Annotated in this window: 14 protein-coding genes, 1 pseudogene and 1 riboswitch; of the genes and pseudogenes, 10 read left to right on the top strand and 5 right to left on the bottom strand. The window is 73.1% G+C overall.

Annotated elements, in window-relative coordinates:
• Positions 1 to 230: 230 nt before the first annotated feature.
• Genes mqnE through VKK44_RS27100 form a run of 3 tightly spaced genes read left to right on the top strand, consistent with a single transcriptional unit; the run spans position 231 to position 2,148 of the window.
• Positions 231 to 1,400, top strand: a complete 1,170-nt coding sequence (gene mqnE / locus VKK44_RS27110; protein ID WP_343444009.1) for an aminofutalosine synthase MqnE — start codon at positions 231 to 233, stop codon at positions 1,398 to 1,400.
• A 7-nt stretch (positions 1,401 to 1,407) separates the two neighbouring features.
• Positions 1,408 to 1,836, top strand: a complete 429-nt coding sequence (locus VKK44_RS27105) for a hypothetical protein (RefSeq protein ID WP_343444008.1) — start codon at positions 1,408 to 1,410, stop codon at positions 1,834 to 1,836.
• A gap of 27 nt (positions 1,837 to 1,863) precedes the next feature.
• Positions 1,864 to 2,148, top strand: coding sequence for a DUF4229 domain-containing protein (locus VKK44_RS27100; RefSeq protein ID WP_343444007.1), 285 nt, complete (start codon positions 1,864 to 1,866; stop codon positions 2,146 to 2,148).
• 76 nt (positions 2,149 to 2,224) lie between these two features.
• On the opposite strand, the gene VKK44_RS27095 is transcribed toward VKK44_RS27100, so the two are convergent.
• Complete coding sequence (locus VKK44_RS27095) at positions 2,225 to 3,565, bottom strand: C39 family peptidase (protein ID WP_343444006.1); 1,341 nt, start codon at positions 3,563 to 3,565, stop codon at positions 2,225 to 2,227.
• Between the two features lie 205 nt (positions 3,566 to 3,770).
• Between VKK44_RS27095 and VKK44_RS27090 the strand changes: the two are divergent.
• The 4 genes and pseudogenes from VKK44_RS27090 to VKK44_RS27075 form a co-directional block, all read left to right on the top strand.
• Positions 3,771 to 5,081: pseudogene (locus tag VKK44_RS27090) on the top strand (M14 family metallopeptidase); the annotation flags it as partial.
• Positions 5,082 to 5,151: 70 nt separating this feature from the next.
• A riboswitch (cobalamin riboswitch) is annotated at positions 5,152 to 5,321 on the top strand.
• An 80-nt stretch (positions 5,322 to 5,401) separates the two neighbouring features.
• Entirely contained in the window at positions 5,402 to 6,334 is a 933-nt protein-coding gene (locus tag VKK44_RS27085) for an ABC transporter substrate-binding protein (RefSeq protein WP_343444005.1), read from the top strand.
• A gap of 68 nt (positions 6,335 to 6,402) precedes the next feature.
• The gene (locus VKK44_RS27080) at positions 6,403 to 7,488 is read left to right on the top strand and encodes a FecCD family ABC transporter permease (RefSeq protein WP_343447915.1); all 1,086 of its coding nucleotides are present in this window, start codon (positions 6,403 to 6,405) and stop codon (positions 7,486 to 7,488) included.
• Positions 7,485 to 8,261 carry an ABC transporter ATP-binding protein gene (locus VKK44_RS27075; protein WP_343444004.1) on the top strand — a complete coding sequence of 259 codons (777 nt, stop codon included), beginning with the start codon at positions 7,485 to 7,487 and terminating at the stop codon, positions 8,259 to 8,261. The genes VKK44_RS27080 and VKK44_RS27075 overlap by 4 nt, the downstream gene beginning before the upstream one ends.
• Before the next feature lie 121 nt (positions 8,262 to 8,382).
• Here VKK44_RS27075 and VKK44_RS27070 read toward each other — a convergent pair whose 3' ends face one another.
• The 4 genes from VKK44_RS27070 to VKK44_RS27055 all read right to left on the bottom strand — a co-directional run bounded on the left by VKK44_RS27070 (position 8,383) and on the right by VKK44_RS27055 (position 12,996).
• Positions 8,383 to 9,141 (bottom strand): VOC family protein, encoded by a 759-nt coding sequence (locus VKK44_RS27070; protein ID WP_343444003.1) that lies wholly within the window; start codon positions 9,139 to 9,141, stop codon positions 8,383 to 8,385.
• A gap of 94 nt (positions 9,142 to 9,235) precedes the next feature.
• Positions 9,236 to 9,973 (bottom strand): ABC transporter permease, encoded by a 738-nt coding sequence (locus VKK44_RS27065; protein ID WP_343444002.1) that lies wholly within the window; start codon positions 9,971 to 9,973, stop codon positions 9,236 to 9,238.
• A gap of 9 nt (positions 9,974 to 9,982) precedes the next feature.
• Positions 9,983 to 10,870 carry an ABC transporter ATP-binding protein gene (locus tag VKK44_RS27060; protein WP_343444001.1) on the bottom strand — a complete coding sequence of 296 codons (888 nt, stop codon included), beginning with the start codon at positions 10,868 to 10,870 and terminating at the stop codon, positions 9,983 to 9,985.
• An 83-nt stretch (positions 10,871 to 10,953) separates the two neighbouring features.
• Positions 10,954 to 12,996 carry a HelD family protein gene (locus VKK44_RS27055; RefSeq protein WP_343444000.1) on the bottom strand — a complete coding sequence of 681 codons (2,043 nt, stop codon included), beginning with the start codon at positions 12,994 to 12,996 and terminating at the stop codon, positions 10,954 to 10,956.
• Between the two features lie 485 nt (positions 12,997 to 13,481).
• Between VKK44_RS27055 and VKK44_RS27050 the strand changes: the two genes are divergently transcribed.
• Genes VKK44_RS27050 through VKK44_RS27040 form a run of 3 tightly spaced genes read left to right on the top strand, consistent with a single transcriptional unit; the run spans position 13,482 to position 16,231 of the window.
• Complete coding sequence (locus VKK44_RS27050) at positions 13,482 to 14,063, top strand: ArsR/SmtB family transcription factor (protein WP_343443999.1); 582 nt, start codon at positions 13,482 to 13,484, stop codon at positions 14,061 to 14,063.
• A 42-nt stretch (positions 14,064 to 14,105) separates the two neighbouring features.
• Positions 14,106 to 15,455 (top strand): MFS transporter, encoded by a 1,350-nt coding sequence (locus tag VKK44_RS27045; RefSeq protein ID WP_343443998.1) that lies wholly within the window; start codon positions 14,106 to 14,108, stop codon positions 15,453 to 15,455.
• Positions 15,380 to 16,231, top strand: a complete 852-nt coding sequence (locus VKK44_RS27040; protein WP_343443997.1) for a menaquinone biosynthetic enzyme MqnA/MqnD family protein — start codon at positions 15,380 to 15,382, stop codon at positions 16,229 to 16,231. The genes VKK44_RS27045 and VKK44_RS27040 overlap by 76 nt, the downstream gene beginning before the upstream one ends.
• Position 16,232: the final 1 nt, after the last annotated feature.

The raw sequence follows: 16,232 nt of genomic DNA, 5'->3' as shown, positions 1-16,232 counted from the left end.
TCCGCTCCCCGTCCGGTCCGGTGCGTCCCACGCGTCGTGGGCGTGATGGGACAGGGCGGCCCTGGTGTGTGTTCCGCCCCACCCTGTCTTACCTCACGGACGCAACGATGTCGATGTGCGGAGCGTGACCGTCGGTGAACTGGGTCGCTGCGGTCGACCGCGCGGGTCGGCGCGTCGGACCCGCGACGTACGCTCGATCGGGACCCCAGGTGGAAGGACGTGGCTTTCGGATGGACGCCGGACTCAAGCGCGAGCTCGAAGCGAAGGTCTACGCGGGGGAGCGGCTGACCCGCGAGGACGGCATCGCGCTCTACGCGAGCGACGACCTGACCTGGCTGGGCCGGCTGGCCCACCACAGGCGCACCGAGCTCAACGGCGACCGGGTGATGTTCAACGTCAACCGGCACCTCAATCTGACAAACGTCTGTTCGGCGTCGTGCGCGTACTGCTCGTTCCAGCGCAAGCCGGGCGAGAAGGACGCCTACACGATGCGGATCGACGAGGCGGTCCGCAAGGCCAAGGAGATGGAGGACGAGCAGCTCACCGAGCTGCACATCGTCAACGGCCTGCACCCGACGCTGCCCTGGCGCTACTACCCCAAGGTGCTGCGCGAGCTGAAGGCCGCGCTGCCGAAGGTCAACCTCAAGGCGTTCACCGCGACCGAGGTGCAGTGGTTCGAGAAGATCAGCGGGCTCGGCGCCGACGCGATCCTCGACGAGCTGATGGACGCCGGGCTGGAGTCGCTGACCGGCGGCGGCGCGGAGATCTTCGACTGGGAGGTCCGGCAGCACATCGTCGACCACGCCTGCCACTGGGAGGACTGGTCGCGGATCCACCGGCTGGCCCACTCGAAGGGCATGAAGACGCCGTCGACCATGCTCTACGGCCACATCGAGGAGCCCCGGCACCGGGTCGACCACGTGCTGCGGCTGCGCGAGTTGCAGGACGAGACCGGGGGCTTCCAGGTCTTCATCCCGCTGCGCTACCAGCACGACTTCGTCGACTCGGCGGACGGCAAGGTCCGCAACCGGATCCAGGCCCGCACCACGATGGCCTCCCCGGCCGAGTCGCTCAAGACGTTCGCGGTCTCCCGCCTGCTGTTCGACAACGTCCCGCACGTGAAGTGCTTCTGGGTCATGCACGGGCTCTCGGTGGCCCAGCTCTCGCTGAACTTCGGCGTGGACGACCTGGACGGCTCGGTGGTGGAATACAAGATCACTCACGACGCCGACTCGTACGGCACGCCGAACACCATGCACCGGGACGACCTGCTGCACCTGATCTGGGACGCCGGCTTCCGGCCGGTGGAGCGGAACACCCGTTACGAGACCGTCCGTGAGTACGATGCCGCGCCGTCGATGGCCGAGCGCCGCTCCGAGCCGCAGCAGGTCTGGGCCTGACCCGGCGATGAGCACCGGGGAGCAGCAGCGCGGTTTTCCTCGGCGGGACGCCGAGGGGCGCATCCTGACGCTCGGTGACCTGCTCGGCGTGACGCTCGCCGGCCTGGTCATCGGGTTGCTGGCGCTGCTGCTCTTCGAGTGGGCGTTCGCCACCGTCGGCGCCGGCGGGTTCGGGGGGACCAACGGCTGGCTGGCGGTGATCCTGCCGCTCTGGCTGTTCTGGGACGACTTCCGGGCCTGGGAGTTCGGCGCCGCCCGGGTGCTGGCCGCGCTGGTCGGGCTCGGGGTCGGCGTGCTGGCCGGGTTGCTGGCGGCCGGGCTGGCCGCGGGGCTGCCGGCGTTGTTCACCGGCGCGCTGGCCGCGGCGGTGTTCACCGTGGTCTACGCGGTGATCTGGTTTCATGGCGTGCACTGGCTGGCCCGGCGGACGGGCTGAGGCGGCGGAGAGAGTGGGAATGCGGGCATGAGCGCGGCGGTCAAGTACACCCTGGGCCGGATCGGGCTGTTCGTCGCCGTGCTGGCGGCCCTCTGGTTCGTCGAGATGAACATGTTCCTGCGGCTGATGCTGGCGTTGGTCTTCTCCGCCACGCTGTCGTTCTTCCTGCTGAAGGGCTGGCGGGACGAGATGGCCGGGGAGATGGCCGAGGCGGCGGAGCGCCGTCGCGCGGAGAAGGACCGGCTGCGCTCCGCGTTGGCCGGGGACGACCGGACCGAGCCGGGAGAGCCCGGGGCCGACCGCCGCGACTAGCGGTGCGGTGCGGCGAGGCGGTGAGGAGGGGCCCCTTCTCGACGCCAGGCGTCAAGAAGGGGCCCCTCCACTCAGCTCACCAGTTGGTCGAGCCGGGCACGGCCGGCCAGGGCCGGTCCGTCGGCTTGATCAGGTACGCGATGCCGCCGGAGCCGGAGGCCACGGTGCCGTTGGCCCGGTACCGCTTGGTGCGCAGCCAGATCTGCTCGAACTGCTCGCGCTGGTAGACGTTGCGCACCGCCTCGTTCGACGACGACGCCGGGTCGTTGACGATCACGTCGCCGTCGGCGGTGAAGCCGACGATCACGAACAGGTGCCCGGAGGTGCCGTAGTTCGCCCCGTCCAGCTCGCTGGCCAGGAACGACTGCGACGTGACCACCGGGATCCCGGCCTTGATGAACCGTTCCGCCTCGTCCAGCGAGTGCAGCCGGGTGACGCGCGCCTCCAGGCCGGGGAAGCCGGCCGCGTACGCGGTGTTGAACGGCCAGTTGCCGGCGCCCTCGTACTCGTGGTCGTAGGTCATCCGGGCGGCGTGGTCGACGGTCGGGTCGGCGTAGGCGGGGTCGACCCAGGCGGTGTCCTCGGCTGAGGGCTTGCGGCCCCAGTACTCGACCACCATCTCGGTGGAGGTGGGGGAGCACCACGCCTCGCCGCCGCCGTCGTACTCCGGGTACTCGCCGATGTGGACGTTCTGCGAGTAGCGGGGTACGGCCAGCTCGGTGCCCCAGGCGATGCCGCCGCGGCTCGGCGTGACGGTGAACCGGTCCGGCACGTTCGAGGCCATCGCGCCGACCATCCGGACCTGCGGCGCGGCGGCCTGCCCGGGCGCGCGGTAGAGCGTCAGCCGGAGCTGGTACGAGCGCAGCAGCACCCCGGCCGAGGCGTCGTCGATGGAGAACGTGTCGGTCCAGATGCTCGACCAGGGGTCACCCTGGCCGTCCAGGGTGGACCGCTTGATGTCCTGGTCGCCGGAGGCCCAGCGGCCCATCACGTACCACGGGGTCTGTGCCCCGGTGGTGTAGGTGCCGTGCAGCTCGACCTGGATCCAGGTGCCGGCGGGGGTGCTGGCGTTCCACGATGCGACCAGTTCGGTGGCGTCGAACCCGATCCGCCGCTCGGGTGAGGTCCAGGTGGCGTACTCCCAGGTGTGGGTGGTGCCGGTGTGTTCGTCGGTGAATTCGGTGGTGCCCGCCGGGCGGTCGATGGTGAGCGCCGGGTGGCGGCCGGGGACGGCGCGGGTGCCCTGGTGCGAGCCGGTACGCCAGTCGGGGTAGCGGGAGAAGTCCTGGAACGTGATCTGTTCGTCGTGGGTGACGCCCGGCCGGGGGCCGTGCGCCTGGGCGGGTGCGGTGGTGCCGAGCAGGGTGAGCGCGGTGAGGCCGGCGAGGGCGACCGCGCGCAGGGGTCTTCCGAACATGGCAGCTCCACGGGAGACGGCATCGTTGCCGTTCACTGTCGCGCTTGGCGGGAAGTTTCGCCAGATGTTCAGCCATGGAAAATCATTGCCGACGTGAGGATCAGGTCGGGATGGTCCATGGCAGCGACGGATGTTGATATGACCATGTGACTGCTGGTGAAGTGTGCGGACAACGGGATCTCCCCGTACCCCGAGGAGGTTGTCCATGGCCCTCCGCACGTCCCCGCTGCGCCGCCGGCTCGCGTTCGTCGCCGCCGTCGGCCTGATCCTGGTCACCGCCGCCGCCGGGCCGGCCGCCGCCCGCCCCGACCCGGACCGGGCCGGTGAGTCGGCCGCCGTCGCCTACCGGGTGCTCGGCCCTCGGACCGTCGCCGACCGCACCGCGGTCGCCCGCACCGGCGCCGCCATCGACTACTCCGAACACGGCGTGCTGCACGTCACGGCGACCACCGCCGAGGCGAACGCGATCACCCGGCTCGGCTTCCGGCTGGAGAAGGACGTCGCCCCGGCGCCGACCGGCGGCGCGACCGCGTACGCGTTCCCGCCCGCCGACTCGAACTACCACGACTACGCCGAGCTGACCGCCGTGGTGAACCAGGTGGTCGCCGACCACCCGGGCATCGCCCGCAAGCTCAGCATCGGCACGTCCTACCAGGGCCGGGACCTGATGGCCGTGAAGATCTCCGACAACGTCGGCACCGACGAGAGCGAACCGGAGATCCTGTTCAACGCCCAGCAGCACGCCCGCGAGCACCTGACCGTCGAGATGGCGATCTACCTGCTCAACCTGTTCACCGACAACTACGGCAGCGACTCCCGGATCACCAACATCGTCAACTCCCGGGAGATCTGGATCGTGCCCACCGTCAACCCGGACGGCAGCGAGTACGACATCGCCACCGGCTCCTACCGCTCCTGGCGGAAGAACCGGCAGCCCAACAGCGGCTCCACGTACGTCGGCACCGACCTGAACCGCAACTGGAGCTACCAGTGGGGCTGCTGCGGCGGCTCGTCCAGCACCAAGTCGTCGGACACCTACCGCGGCCCGTCCGCCTTCTCCGCCCCGGAGACCGCCGCGCTGCGTAACTTCGTCAACAGCCGGGTCGTCGGCGGGGTGCAGCAGATCAAGGCGAACATCGACTTCCACACCTATTCCCAGCTGGTGCTCTGGCCGTACGGCTACACCTACAGCGACACCGCCACCGGGATGACCGCCGACCAGTACAACACGTTCGCCACCATCGGCCAGCAGATGGCGGCCAGCAACGGCTACACCCCGGAACAGTCGAGCGACCTCTACATCGCGGACGGCACCAGCATCGACTGGATGTGGGGCACCCACAAGATCTGGGCGTACACGTTCGAGATGTACCCCGGCTCGGCCTCCGGCGGCGGCTTCTACCCGCCCGACGAGGTGATCCCGGCGCAGACCTCGCGCAACCGGGACGCCGTGCTGACGCTCTCCGAGTACGCCGACTGCCCGTACCGGGCGATCGGCAAGCAGAGCCAGTACTGCTGACCTCACCCGGCGGCGGGGACCCCGGCTCCACCCCCACCGGGGTCCCCGCCCACCCCGCCCGTCCGGGTGATCTCCGCTGGTCGTGCGCTACGGTGACACCGACCGTGCCACAGCGAAGCCGGTGTGAAACCGGCGCTGTCCCGCAACTGTGATGCCCCGTACGCGCGGCGTCGGCCTCCCGCCGGCGCCGACGGACGTGGGACGAGCCAGGTCGCCTGCGGCCCGGTCGCGACACGCGCTCTCGAGGAAGGGCGCCTCGCGGACGGGCCTTCCACCTGTCGGCGAAGCACCACGCTCCTCGACCGACAGGAGGACCCGTGACCCGACGTACCCCTCGACTCTTCGCCACCGCGCTCGCGGCCGGCGTGTTGCTTCTCGGCGGCTGCGCCGAGAAGACCTCGACCGACACCCCCGCTGCCGGCGCGTCCGGCGGCTCGTTCCCCGCCAGCGTGGGCAACCTGACGCTGGACAAGCGCCCCGAGAAGATCGTCTCGCTGTCGCCGACCTCGACCGAGATGCTCTTCGCCATCGGCGCCGGCAAGCAGGTCACCGCCGTCGACGACCAGTCGAACTACCCGGCGGACGCGCCGAAGACCGACCTCTCCGGCTACCAGCCGAACGCCGAGGCGATCGCCGCGAAGAGCCCCGACCTGGTGGTGATCACCAACGACACCAACAAGATCGCCAGCCAGCTCGTCGCGCTGAAGATCCCGGTCCTGCTCACCCCGGCCGCGACCACGCTCGACGACACGTACCGGCAGCTCACCGACCTGGGCAAGCTCACCGGCCACCCGGCCGAGGCGGACGCCGTGGTGCGCAAGATGAAGGACGACATCACCGCGCTCACCAAGGACCTGCCCAAGCGCGCCGAGAAGCTGACCTACTACCACGAGCTGGGCCCGGAGCTTTACACCGCGACCAGCAAGACGTTCATCGGCACCATCTACGCGCTCGCGGGGCTTACGAACATCGCCGACGCGGCCGACGCCGGCGGCAAGAGCGGCGGCTACCCGCAGCTCTCCCAGGAGGTCATCGTCAAGGCGAACCCCGACTTCGTCTTCCTGGCCGACACCAAGTGCTGCCAGCAGAGCGCCGACACGGTCAAGGCGCGCAGCGGATGGGCCGGCCTCACCGCCGTCAAGAACAACCAGGTCGTGGCGCTGGACGACGACATCGCCTCCCGCTGGGGCCCGCGCGTCGTCGACCTGCTGAAGGCGATCGTCGACGCCACCGCCAAGGTCCCGGCCTGACCGTGGCCGTACGACCGGCGGACGTCGCGCCGGCCGGGACCCCCGACGGGCCCCGGCCGGCCGGCCGGCTGCCCCGCCCCCGCCGGGGCGGCACCCGCGCCGGCACCGGCCGGCCGGCCGGGCTGCGCCCGAGCTGGCTGCTCGCCGGCCTGGTGGCGGTGCTCGTCGCGCTGGTCGCCGGCGTCTCGTTCGGCCCGGTCAGCCTGCCGCCCGGCAGCGTCGCCGCCGAACTGCTCAACCTGCTGCCCGGCGTGCACCTGGACAGCGGGCTCACCGAGCAGGAGGTCGCCATCGTCACCGAGCTGCGCCTGCCCCGGGTCGTGCTCGGTCTGCTCGTCGGCGCGCTGCTCGCCCTGGCCGGCGGGTGCTACCAGGGCGTCTTCCGCAACCCGCTGGCCGACCCGTACCTGCTCGGCGTGGCGGCCGGGGCCGGGCTCGCGGTCACCGCGGCGATCGTGCTCGGCGCCGGGGCCGGCGGGGCGCTCACCGGCCTTCCGGTCACCATTCCGCTCGCCGCGTTCGTCGGCTCGCTCGGCGCGGTGGCCATGACGTACCTGCTCGGCGCCGCCGGCGGCCGGGACCGCTCGCCGGCCACGCTGATCCTGGCCGGAGTCGCGGTGTCGGCGTTCCTCGCCGCCGGGCAGACCTACCTGCTGCAAGCGCACTCGGACAGCCTCCAGCAGGTCTACTCCTGGCTGCTCGGGCGGCTCTCCACCGCCGGCTGGCACGACGTGCTGCTGGTCCTGCCGTACTTCCTGCTCACCGCCGTGGTGGTGCTGGTGCACCGGCGGGAACTGGACGTGCTCGCCCTCGGCGACGACGAGGCCACCAGCCTCGGGCTGCACCCGCAACGCTCCCGCTACCTGCTGATCGCCGCCGCCTCGCTGGGCACCGCCGCCGCGGTCTCCGCCTCCGGCCTGATCGGCTTCGTGGGCATCATCGTGCCGCACACCGTACGGCTGCTCGCCGGCTCCAGCCACCGGGTGATCCTGCCGCTGTCGATGCTCTTCGGCGGCGCGTTCCTGGCGCTGACCGACGTCGTAGCGCGGACCGCCGCGGCACCCGCCGAGATCCCCATCGGCGTGGTGACCGCGCTGCTCGGCGGCCCGTTCTTCGTCCTGATCCTGCGGACCGCCCGCGGGGTGGGAGCATGACCGCCGCCGTCGAGGTCCGTGACCTGCGGGTCGAGTTGGGCGGCAGCCCGGTCCTGGCCGGCGTCGACCTGACGGTCGCGGTGGGCGAGTGGGTCACCGTCATCGGCCCCAACGGCGCCGGCAAGTCGACGCTGTTGCGCGCCGTCGGCGGCCTGCTGCCCGCGCCGGACGCCGTCTCCCTCTTCGGTACGCCGATCCGCGCGCTGCGCCGCCGCGACCGCGCCCGGGTGGTGGCCACCGTGGCACAGTCGCCGGTGGTGCCGGCCGGCATGGCGGTCTTCGACTACGTGCTGCTCGGGCGCACGCCCTACATGCCGCCGCTGGGCCGGGAGTCCGCCGCCGACCTGACGGCCGTGCGCCAGGTGCTGGACCGGCTCGACCTGGCCGGATTCGGCCACCGCGAGTTGGCCACGCTCTCCGGCGGCGAGCGGCAGCGCGTCTTCCTGGCCCGCGCACTGGCCCAGGGCGCCACCCTGCTGCTGCTCGACGAGCCGACCAGCGCGCTGGACATCGGGCACCAGCAGGAGGTGCTGGAACTGGTCGACCAGCTCCGCCGCGAGCACGACCTGACAGTGCTCGCCACCATGCATGACCTCTCCATCGCCGGCGAGTACGCCGACCGCCTGGTGCTGCTCGCCGACGGCCGGGTGGCCGCGGCCGGCCCACCCGACGAGGTGCTCACCGAGGATCTGCTCGCCCGCCACTACCGGGCCCACGTCCGGGTCATCCCCGGCGACCACGGCCCCCTGGTAGTCCCCGTCCGCCCCCACTGACCCGCCCCTCACTCCCCCCCGCCCCACCCCCGCCCCCCGCTAATTCACGGAAACTGTGCAGGCGGGGCGTGGGCGCGGCGGGGGGCGGGCGTGGCGCGGGCGCGGTGCGGCGTGGTGCGGGTCAGCGGAGGGTGGAGATGGAGAAGAGGGCGCCGTGGGGGTCGCGGAGGGCGGCGGCGCGACCGGCCGGATTGTCCCGGGGCGGGACGAGGATGGTGCCGCCCAGTTCGGCGGCGCGGGCCGCGGTGGCGTCGGTGTCCTCCACGGCGAAGTAGACCGTCCAGTACGCCGGCAGGTCGGCGGGGAGCGGCTCGGCCGGCGGCAGCATGCCGGCGACGATGCGGGCGCCGCAGCGCCACCCGATGTAGGGTTCCGGCCCGGTCGACCGTTCCTCGGGATGCCAGCCGAAGACCAGCGCGTAGAACTCCCGGGCCCCTTCCGGGTCGGGGGTGACGAGTTCGTTCCAGCACATCGCGCCGGGCGCGTTGAACAGTTCCGCGCCGCGCATCGCCTTCGGCTGCCAGACGCTGAACACCGCGCCGGCCGGGTCGGCCAGCACCGCCATCCGGCCCTGCGCGGCGACGTCGAACGGGGGGACCACGACCTGCCCGCCGGCCGCCGCCACCCGGGTGGCGACCAGGTCGGCGTCGTCCGTGGCCACGTACGTCGACCAGATCGGCACCTGGTCCGGGGTGGCCGGCGGGCCGACCCCGGCGACGGCCTTGCCGTCCTTGAGGAAGACGGTGTAGCCGCCGGCGTCCGGCACGGTGGAGATCCGCCCGGTCCAGCCGAACAGTTGCGGGTAGAACCGCCTCGCGTCGTCCAACCCGGGGGTGGCCAGGTCGGTCCAGCAGGGTGTGCCGGGCTCGACGCCGTTCACGGTGACCCCTTCCGCCGGGAGCGGCCCCGCTGGCCCGCCCTGCCGGCATCGTGGCACCACCGGGCCGGCCGGCGGGCCGGAACCGGACAAAACGTCAACTGAAGCGGCGTCCCTCGTCCCGCCGGTACGCCCAGCCGGCGACCGCGGCGAGCGCCACCACCCAGACCACCAGCATCACCAGCGCCCGGGGGTCGGGCTGCCAGTCGGTGACCGCCGCCCACATCAGCTCCACCGCGCCCCGCGTCGGCAGGTAGGGGGCGACCGCCTGGACGAAGCCGGGCGCCTGGTCCGGCGCGGAGAGCAGGCCGCCGCCGAACGCCAGCGGGAAGAAGAGCACCTGTGCCACCACGATCGCCGCCTTGCTCGGCAACGAGTAGCCGATCGCCAGGCCGAGCAGCGTGAACGGCACCGAGATCACGGCGACCACGGCGAGCCCGAGCAGGAACTGCGCCACGGTCACCCGGGCCGCGGTGGCCACCGCCGCGATCACCACCACCGGCACCATCGACAGGTAGGTCAGCACCAGGCCGGCCAGGATCCGCCCGGCCAGCCGCGGCGCCGGCCCGGCCGGCAGCGTCCGGGTGTACGGGTTCCAGGGCTGGTCGCGGTCCTCGGCGACGCCCACGCCGTACTGGAAGATGTTGGCGCTCATGGTCGCGAACGTGACCATGGCGGCGGTGGCGTAGGTGGCGCCGGTGGGGTCGTCGCCGGCGAACGGCACCACGAAGAAGAGCATCGCGACGGCGGGGAAGAACGCGCTGCCCACCACCGCCACCGGGATCCGGATGATCTCCAGGAGCTGGTAGCGGGCGTGGACCAGGGCGAGCGGCACGGCGATCTCCTAGGCGGGGGTGGGCGCGGGTCGGTCGCCGGCCGTGATGGCGAGGAACGCCTCCTCCAGCGAGGTGGGGCGGACCTCCAGGTCGCGGAACGCCACACCGGCGGTGACGAGGTCACGGACGAGTTGGTCGGCGTCGGTGGTGAGCAGGTGGACCCGCCCGTCGAGGCGTTCGGTGGCGACCACCCCGGGCAGTGTGGGCAGGTCGTCGGCGACCAGGCTGACCCGGCGTACGCCGACGATGCCCCGGATCGCCGCCACCGAGTCGTCGGCGAGCACCCGACCGTGGCCGATCACCACCACCCGCTGCGCCAGCGCCTCCACCTCCTCCAGGTAGTGGCTGCTCAGCAGCACGGTGCCGCCGTCGGCGTGGAAGCCGCGGACCGCCTCCCAGAGCGTGTGCCGCGCCTCCACGTCCAGCCCGGTGGTGGGCTCGTCCAGCACCACCAGCCGGGGCCGGCCGACGAACGCCAGCGCCACGGCCAGCCGGCGACGTTGGCCGCCGGAGAGGCCGCCGGTCTGCCGGCGCACCTGGTCGGTGAGGCCGAACCGGTCGAGCAGCTCGTCCCGGGGCACCGGGTCGGGGTGGTGCGCGGCGACGAAGTCGACCACCTCGCCGACCCGCAGCGTGCCGGGCAGGCCGGTTTCCTGCGGGGTCACCCCGAGCTGCCGCCGGCTGGTCGGGTCGCGCGGGTCGCCGCCGAGCAGCTCGACCCGGCCGGCGGTCGGCCGGCGCAGCCCGACCAGCAGGTTGATCAGGGTGCTCTTGCCGGCGCCGTTCGGGCCGAGCAGGCCGACCAGCTCCCCGGCCCGGACGGTCAGGTCGACCCGGTCCAGCGCCAGCACCTCGCCGTAGCGGCGGCTGACCTGTTCGGCGCGGGCCAGGATCATCGCGGGCTCCTCGGGCGGCGGGATTGTGCCCCCTCTGTGTACCGGGTGCCCGCCAGTCGCCCCGCCGGGGGCCACCGGTTCCGTCAGCCGGCCAGCGGGGCGGGCAGCGGGGCGCGGTGCAGCACCGCCAGCCCGGAGACGGCCCGGGTCAGCACCACGTAGAGGCGGTGCAGGCCGCGCGGCTCGGCGGCCACGATCGCGGCCGGCTCGACGACCACCACGTGGTCGTACTCCAGGCCCTTGACCAGCGTCGCCGGGACGACCGTGACGCGCGCCGCGGCCTCGACGTCGTCGGCGGTCGCGGTTTCGACGCCGGCGGCGTCGAGCGCCGCGCGGAGCCGGTCCACCGTGTCGTCGGCGGCGATCACACCGATCGAGCCGTCGTGCGCCAGCGCCGCCCGCACCTCGGCCACCGTCGCGGCCGTCAGGTCCTCGACGGTACGCACGTCGAGCGCCCCGTCGTGGCGCAGTGACCGGGCCGGGGGTACGTCGACGGCGAGCGCGGGCAGCAGCCGGTTCGCGAACGCCACCACGGCGGCCGGCACCCGGAAGCCGACGCTCAGCGGCACCACCGCGGCGTCCGGCTTGCCGAGGTGGGCCAGGGACTCCCGCCAGTCGGTCGCGGCCCAGGGCGCGGTGCCCTGGGCCAGGTCGCCGAGGAGCGTGATGGAGCCGTGCTCGCTGCGGCGGGCGATGGCCCGGCACTGCATCGGCGAGAGGTCCTGCGCCTCGTCGACCACCACGTGACCGAACCCGGCGGGCCGTTCCAGCAGCCCGGCGGCCTCGTCGAGGAGGACCGCGTCGGCGGCGGTCCACCGGGTCGCCTTCGCGGTGCGTCCGACCTTGCCGGCGCGGAACAGTTCCTGCTCCTCGGCGCTGAGCAGCCCGTCGGCGGCGGCGGCGAGCGCCTCGGCGTCGGTCCGCAGCCGGTGCAGCAGCCCGTCCGGGGTGAGCGCCGGCCAGACCGCGTCGAGCAGGTCGGTGACCGGCTTGATCCGGCTCATCCGGCGCAGCCAGGTGTCGGAGGGCGACTCGGCGCGGCGGGCCTCGGCCTGGCGTTGCAGCAGCCCCACCACCCGGGCCCGAACCCGTTCCCGGCCGGTGGCGTAGGGCAGCCCTTCCTGCCGCGTCTCGACGACCAGGCGGTGCAGCGGGTCGAGCCCGATCCGCCAGCGGTACGAGCCGTCCGAGACCATGATCGGCTCGGTGGGCGTACCGATGTGGGCGTCGACGGCGCGGCGCAGCACCTCGGCCATCCGGATGTCGTGCTTGAGCGCGGCGGCGGCCGGGTCGTCGACCGCGCGGACCGGCACCCGGGCGACGAGGTCCTCGACGGTGGCCTGCTCGACCTCGACCTCGCCGAGCGCCGGCAGCACCGCCGCGATGTACGACAGGAACGCCCGGTTCGGCCCGACGATCAGCACGCCCGAGCGGCGCAGCCGTTCCCGGTGCAGGTAGAGCAGGTACGCGGCGCGGTGCAGCCCGACGGCGGTCTTGCCGGTGCCCGGCGCGCCCTGCACGCAGATCGAGTCGGCCAGGTCGGCCCGGACCAGCTCGTCCTGCTCGGGCTGGATGGTGGCGACGATGTCCCGCATCGGGCCGACGCGGGGGCGTTCGATCTCGGCGGTGAGGATGCGGCTGGCCGTGCCGAGTTCCTCGCCCCGGTCGAGGTGTTCGTCCTCGAAGCTGGTCAGCGTGCCGGCGCTGAAGCCGAACCGGCGGCGCACCGCGACGCCCTGCGGGTCGCGGGCGCTGGCCCGGTAGAACGAGCGGGAGACCGGGGCCCGCCAGTCCAGCACCAGCGGTTCGCCCCGTTCGTCGGTGACGTGCCGCCGCCCGACGTGGTAGTCCCGCCCGGCGTGGTCCGGGTCCGTCTCCCCGAAGTCCAGCCGGCCGAAGAAGAGCGGGGTGGTGGGGTCGTCGGCCAGTTCCTTGACCCGCCGGGCCATGTGCCGGCCGAGCTGTTCGGCGGTGTACGCGTCGCCGGCCACCTTGTCGCCGGTGGCGAAGAGCGACTCGGCGCGCTCCCGCATCCGGCGCAGCGCGGCGCGGGAGGTGTCCAGGTGGGCCCGCTCGGCGACGAGTTCGTCGTCCAGCGGGGTGGTGGTCAGTTCCGGTGCGGGCACTGTGAACTCCCAAGGCTCAACATGATGCTCGCTCGCGTGTCCGGGGCGGTTGGCCTGCTCCCGGCGCGGGGACGTCCGCTGCGGTGCGTGCTCACCGCGGCCGTCGGGCGGTCGTCAACTATACGGAACTACCTGGCGCGGACGGTAGCGGTTTGTGTTGTCACTGAACGTGTTCGCCTGCTCGGGCTGGGATGTGTCTGGGGCGCCTTTGCTCTGCAGCCACCAACGCATCAGCGCCTGACCAGGGGTGGAGGTCCGGTGCCGCGGACGTAGTGACGGACGGAATCGTTGCTCTGTGTGTCTGCTGCGCCCAAGGCTGCAGAGCAAAGGGCCCTGACGTGGATGTCCGCCGCCCGGACGTCGCTACTTTCTGCCATCTTGTCCTCTCACCGAGGGCGGGTGATCGCCGCGCCGTCCGGACTCGCCTTCCGCGCTCGTCGCCGGCCGGTGCGGGATCACCCGGCCGGCGCGGGATCATTGGGGGCATGAGCGAGGCGCGTCCCGAACAGCACCGGGTGACGATCAGCGACCCGCAGGTGATGCGGGCGCTCGCCCATCCGGCCCGCATGGCGATCATCGAACATCTCAGCGCGGTGGAGGGCGGTGCGACCGCCACCGAGTGCGCCGAGATCGCCGGCCTGTCGCCGAGCGCCACCAGCTACCACCTGCGCGAGTTGGCGAGGTTCGGCCTGGTCCGCGAGGCGGCCGGCCGGGGTGACGCGCGGGAGCGGGTGTGGCAGGCGGTGAATCCGTCGTACTCGGTCGAGGTCGGGCCGGACGCCGACCCGGAGACGCACGCCGCCGAGGCGGCGCTGGTCGAGGCGCACCTGGTCCGGGGCGCGCAGCGGGTTCGGGACTGGATGCGCCGTGCGCCGGACGAGCCGCGCGAGTGGTACGAGGCGACCTGGTTCAGTGACAGCGTGCTGCTGTTGACCGCCGAGGAGCTCATCGAGCTGAACGAGGCGGTTCGGGCGCTGATGTCGCCATACCGGCAGCGGAGCCGGACCGATCCGCCGGCGGGGGCGCGCAAGGTGGCGGTGCAGTACCGGGCGATGCCCATCGAGTGAGGTGGGTTGCGCGCACCAGATGTGAAGGATTATTTTCGAAGTATGTCCTTCGCATCTGGTTCGTCGCGCTGGTCGGACGTCTGGCTCGCCGCCACCGCCCGGGGCGTCTCCAGCTGTGGCGACTTCCTCGCCGCCACCGCCCTGACGCTCGCGCTCCAGTCCGCCGGGGCGGGCGGCCTCGCCGTCTCCGGGCTGCTGCTCGCCGCGACGCTGCCGCTGGTCGCGCTCGCCCCGCTGACCGGGCGCCTCGCCGACCGGGTGGACAGCCGGTTCCTGCTGGTCGCCACCGGCCTGGTCCAGTCCGCGATCTGCGCGGCGCTGGCGTACGCGACAGCGCCGGTCCTGGTCCTCGCGCTGGTGGCGCTGCTGGCGACCGGGCTCGCGGTCACCCAGCCGGTGCTCGCCGCGCTGGTGCCGGTCATGGTCCGGGCCGAGGATCTGCCCCGGGCCGGCGCGCTCAACCAGACCGCCGGCACGCTGGGCGCGCTCGCCGGGCCCGCGCTGGCCGGGCTGCTCGTCGGGCAGTTCGGCACCCGGGTGCCGCTGCTCGTCGACGCGGTCAGCTACCTCGCGCTGGTGGTGGCCGCGCTGCTCATCCGTACCCGCCGGGGTGGCCGGGGGACGACGGTGGCCGGCGTCGCCACGGCCACGCCCGCCTGGCGGCTGCGTCGCGACCCGATGCTGCTGGTCATGGTCGGCAGTGTGGCCGCGGTGGTCGGCGCGGTGGGGGCGATCAACGTGATCGAGGTCTTCTTCATCCGCGAGACGCTGAACAGCTCCACCACCGTCTACGGCCTGGTCACCGGTGCCTGGACGCTCGGCATCGTGCTCGGGGCCTGGCTGTTCGCCCGGGTCGCCCGCCGGCTCGCGGACGACGGCGCGCTGCTCGGGGCCGGGCTGGTGCTGCTCGGTGGCTGCTGCCTGGCGGTGCTCGGCTCGGCGGCGGTGCCGTCGGCCTGGCTGCTGGTGCCGATCTGGCTACTGGGCGGCGTGGCCAACGGCGGCAACAACGTCTTCGACCAGTTGCTGCTGGCCCGTCGGGTGCCGGAGGCGGCCCGGGGCCGGGCGTTCGCGGTCTTCGGCGCGGCGGTGCAGGGCGGTGGGATGGCCGGCTACCTGGTCGGTGGGCTGCTGCTGACGGTGGCCGACCCCCGACCGCTGGTCGCCGGCTGCGGGGTGGCCGGCCTGCTGGTCGTCGCGGCGCTGGCCGGCCCGGTCCGCCGCACGGTACGCGCCGAGCGCACCGCGGTGCGGGATGGGCCACTCCCGGGCCTCCCTGCGGCGCGGGGAGCCGGTGGCGGGGATACGGTCGGGTCATGGCCGACCGCATCGCCCGCCCCCGGGTGGGGCACATCCAGTTCCTCAACTGCCTCCCGATCTACTGGGGCCTGATGCGGTCCGGCGCGCTGCTCGACGTCGACCTGCACAAGGATTCGCCGGACCGGCTGAGCGCCGACCTGGTCCGCGGCGACCTCGACATCGGCCCGATCACGCTCGTCGAGTTCCTGAAGCACGCCGACGAGTTGCTGCTCCTGCCCGACCTGGCGGTCGGCAGCGACGGCCCGGTGCTCTCGGTCAACATGGTCTCCACCCGGCCGCTGGCCGAGCTGGACGGCGCCAAGGTGGCGCTGGGCTCCACCTCGCGTACCGGGGTGCTGCTGGCCCAGGTGCTGCTCGCCGAGCGGTACGGGGTGAATCCGGAGTACTTCCGCTGCCCGCCCGACCTGACCCAGATGCTGCTGGAGGCCGACGCCGGGGTGCTGATCGGCGACGTGGCGCTGCGCGCGCTCTACGAGGCGCCGGGCAAGGGCCTCGCGGTGACCGACCTCGGGCAGGCGTGGCACGAGTGGACCGGGATGCCGATGGTGTTCGCCGTCTGGGCGGTGCGCCGCGACTTCGCCGCCGCCCATCCGGGGCTGGTCAAGGAGGTGCACGAGGCGTTCCTGCGCTCGCGTGACCTGTGCCTGGCCGAGCTGGACCAGGTGGCCGAGGCGGCGGCCCGCTGGGAGCCGTTCGACGCGGCGACGCTGGCCACCTACTTCCGCACGCTCGACTTCTCGCTGGGCGAGCGGCAGGTGGCCGGGCTGCGCGAGTTCGCCCGCCGCGCCGCCGCGTACGGGGAGGTGCCGGCGCTGCCGCCGGGCGGCCCGGAGTTCTTCCAGGGCTGAG

Origin of the sequence: Micromonospora sp. DSM 45708, from assembly GCF_039566955.1 — a bacterium.
Classification (GTDB): Bacteria; Actinomycetota; Actinomycetes; order Mycobacteriales; family Micromonosporaceae; genus Micromonospora.
The sequence above is the reverse complement of the archived record's forward strand: the minus strand, read 5'-3'. Positions and strand labels throughout refer to the sequence as shown.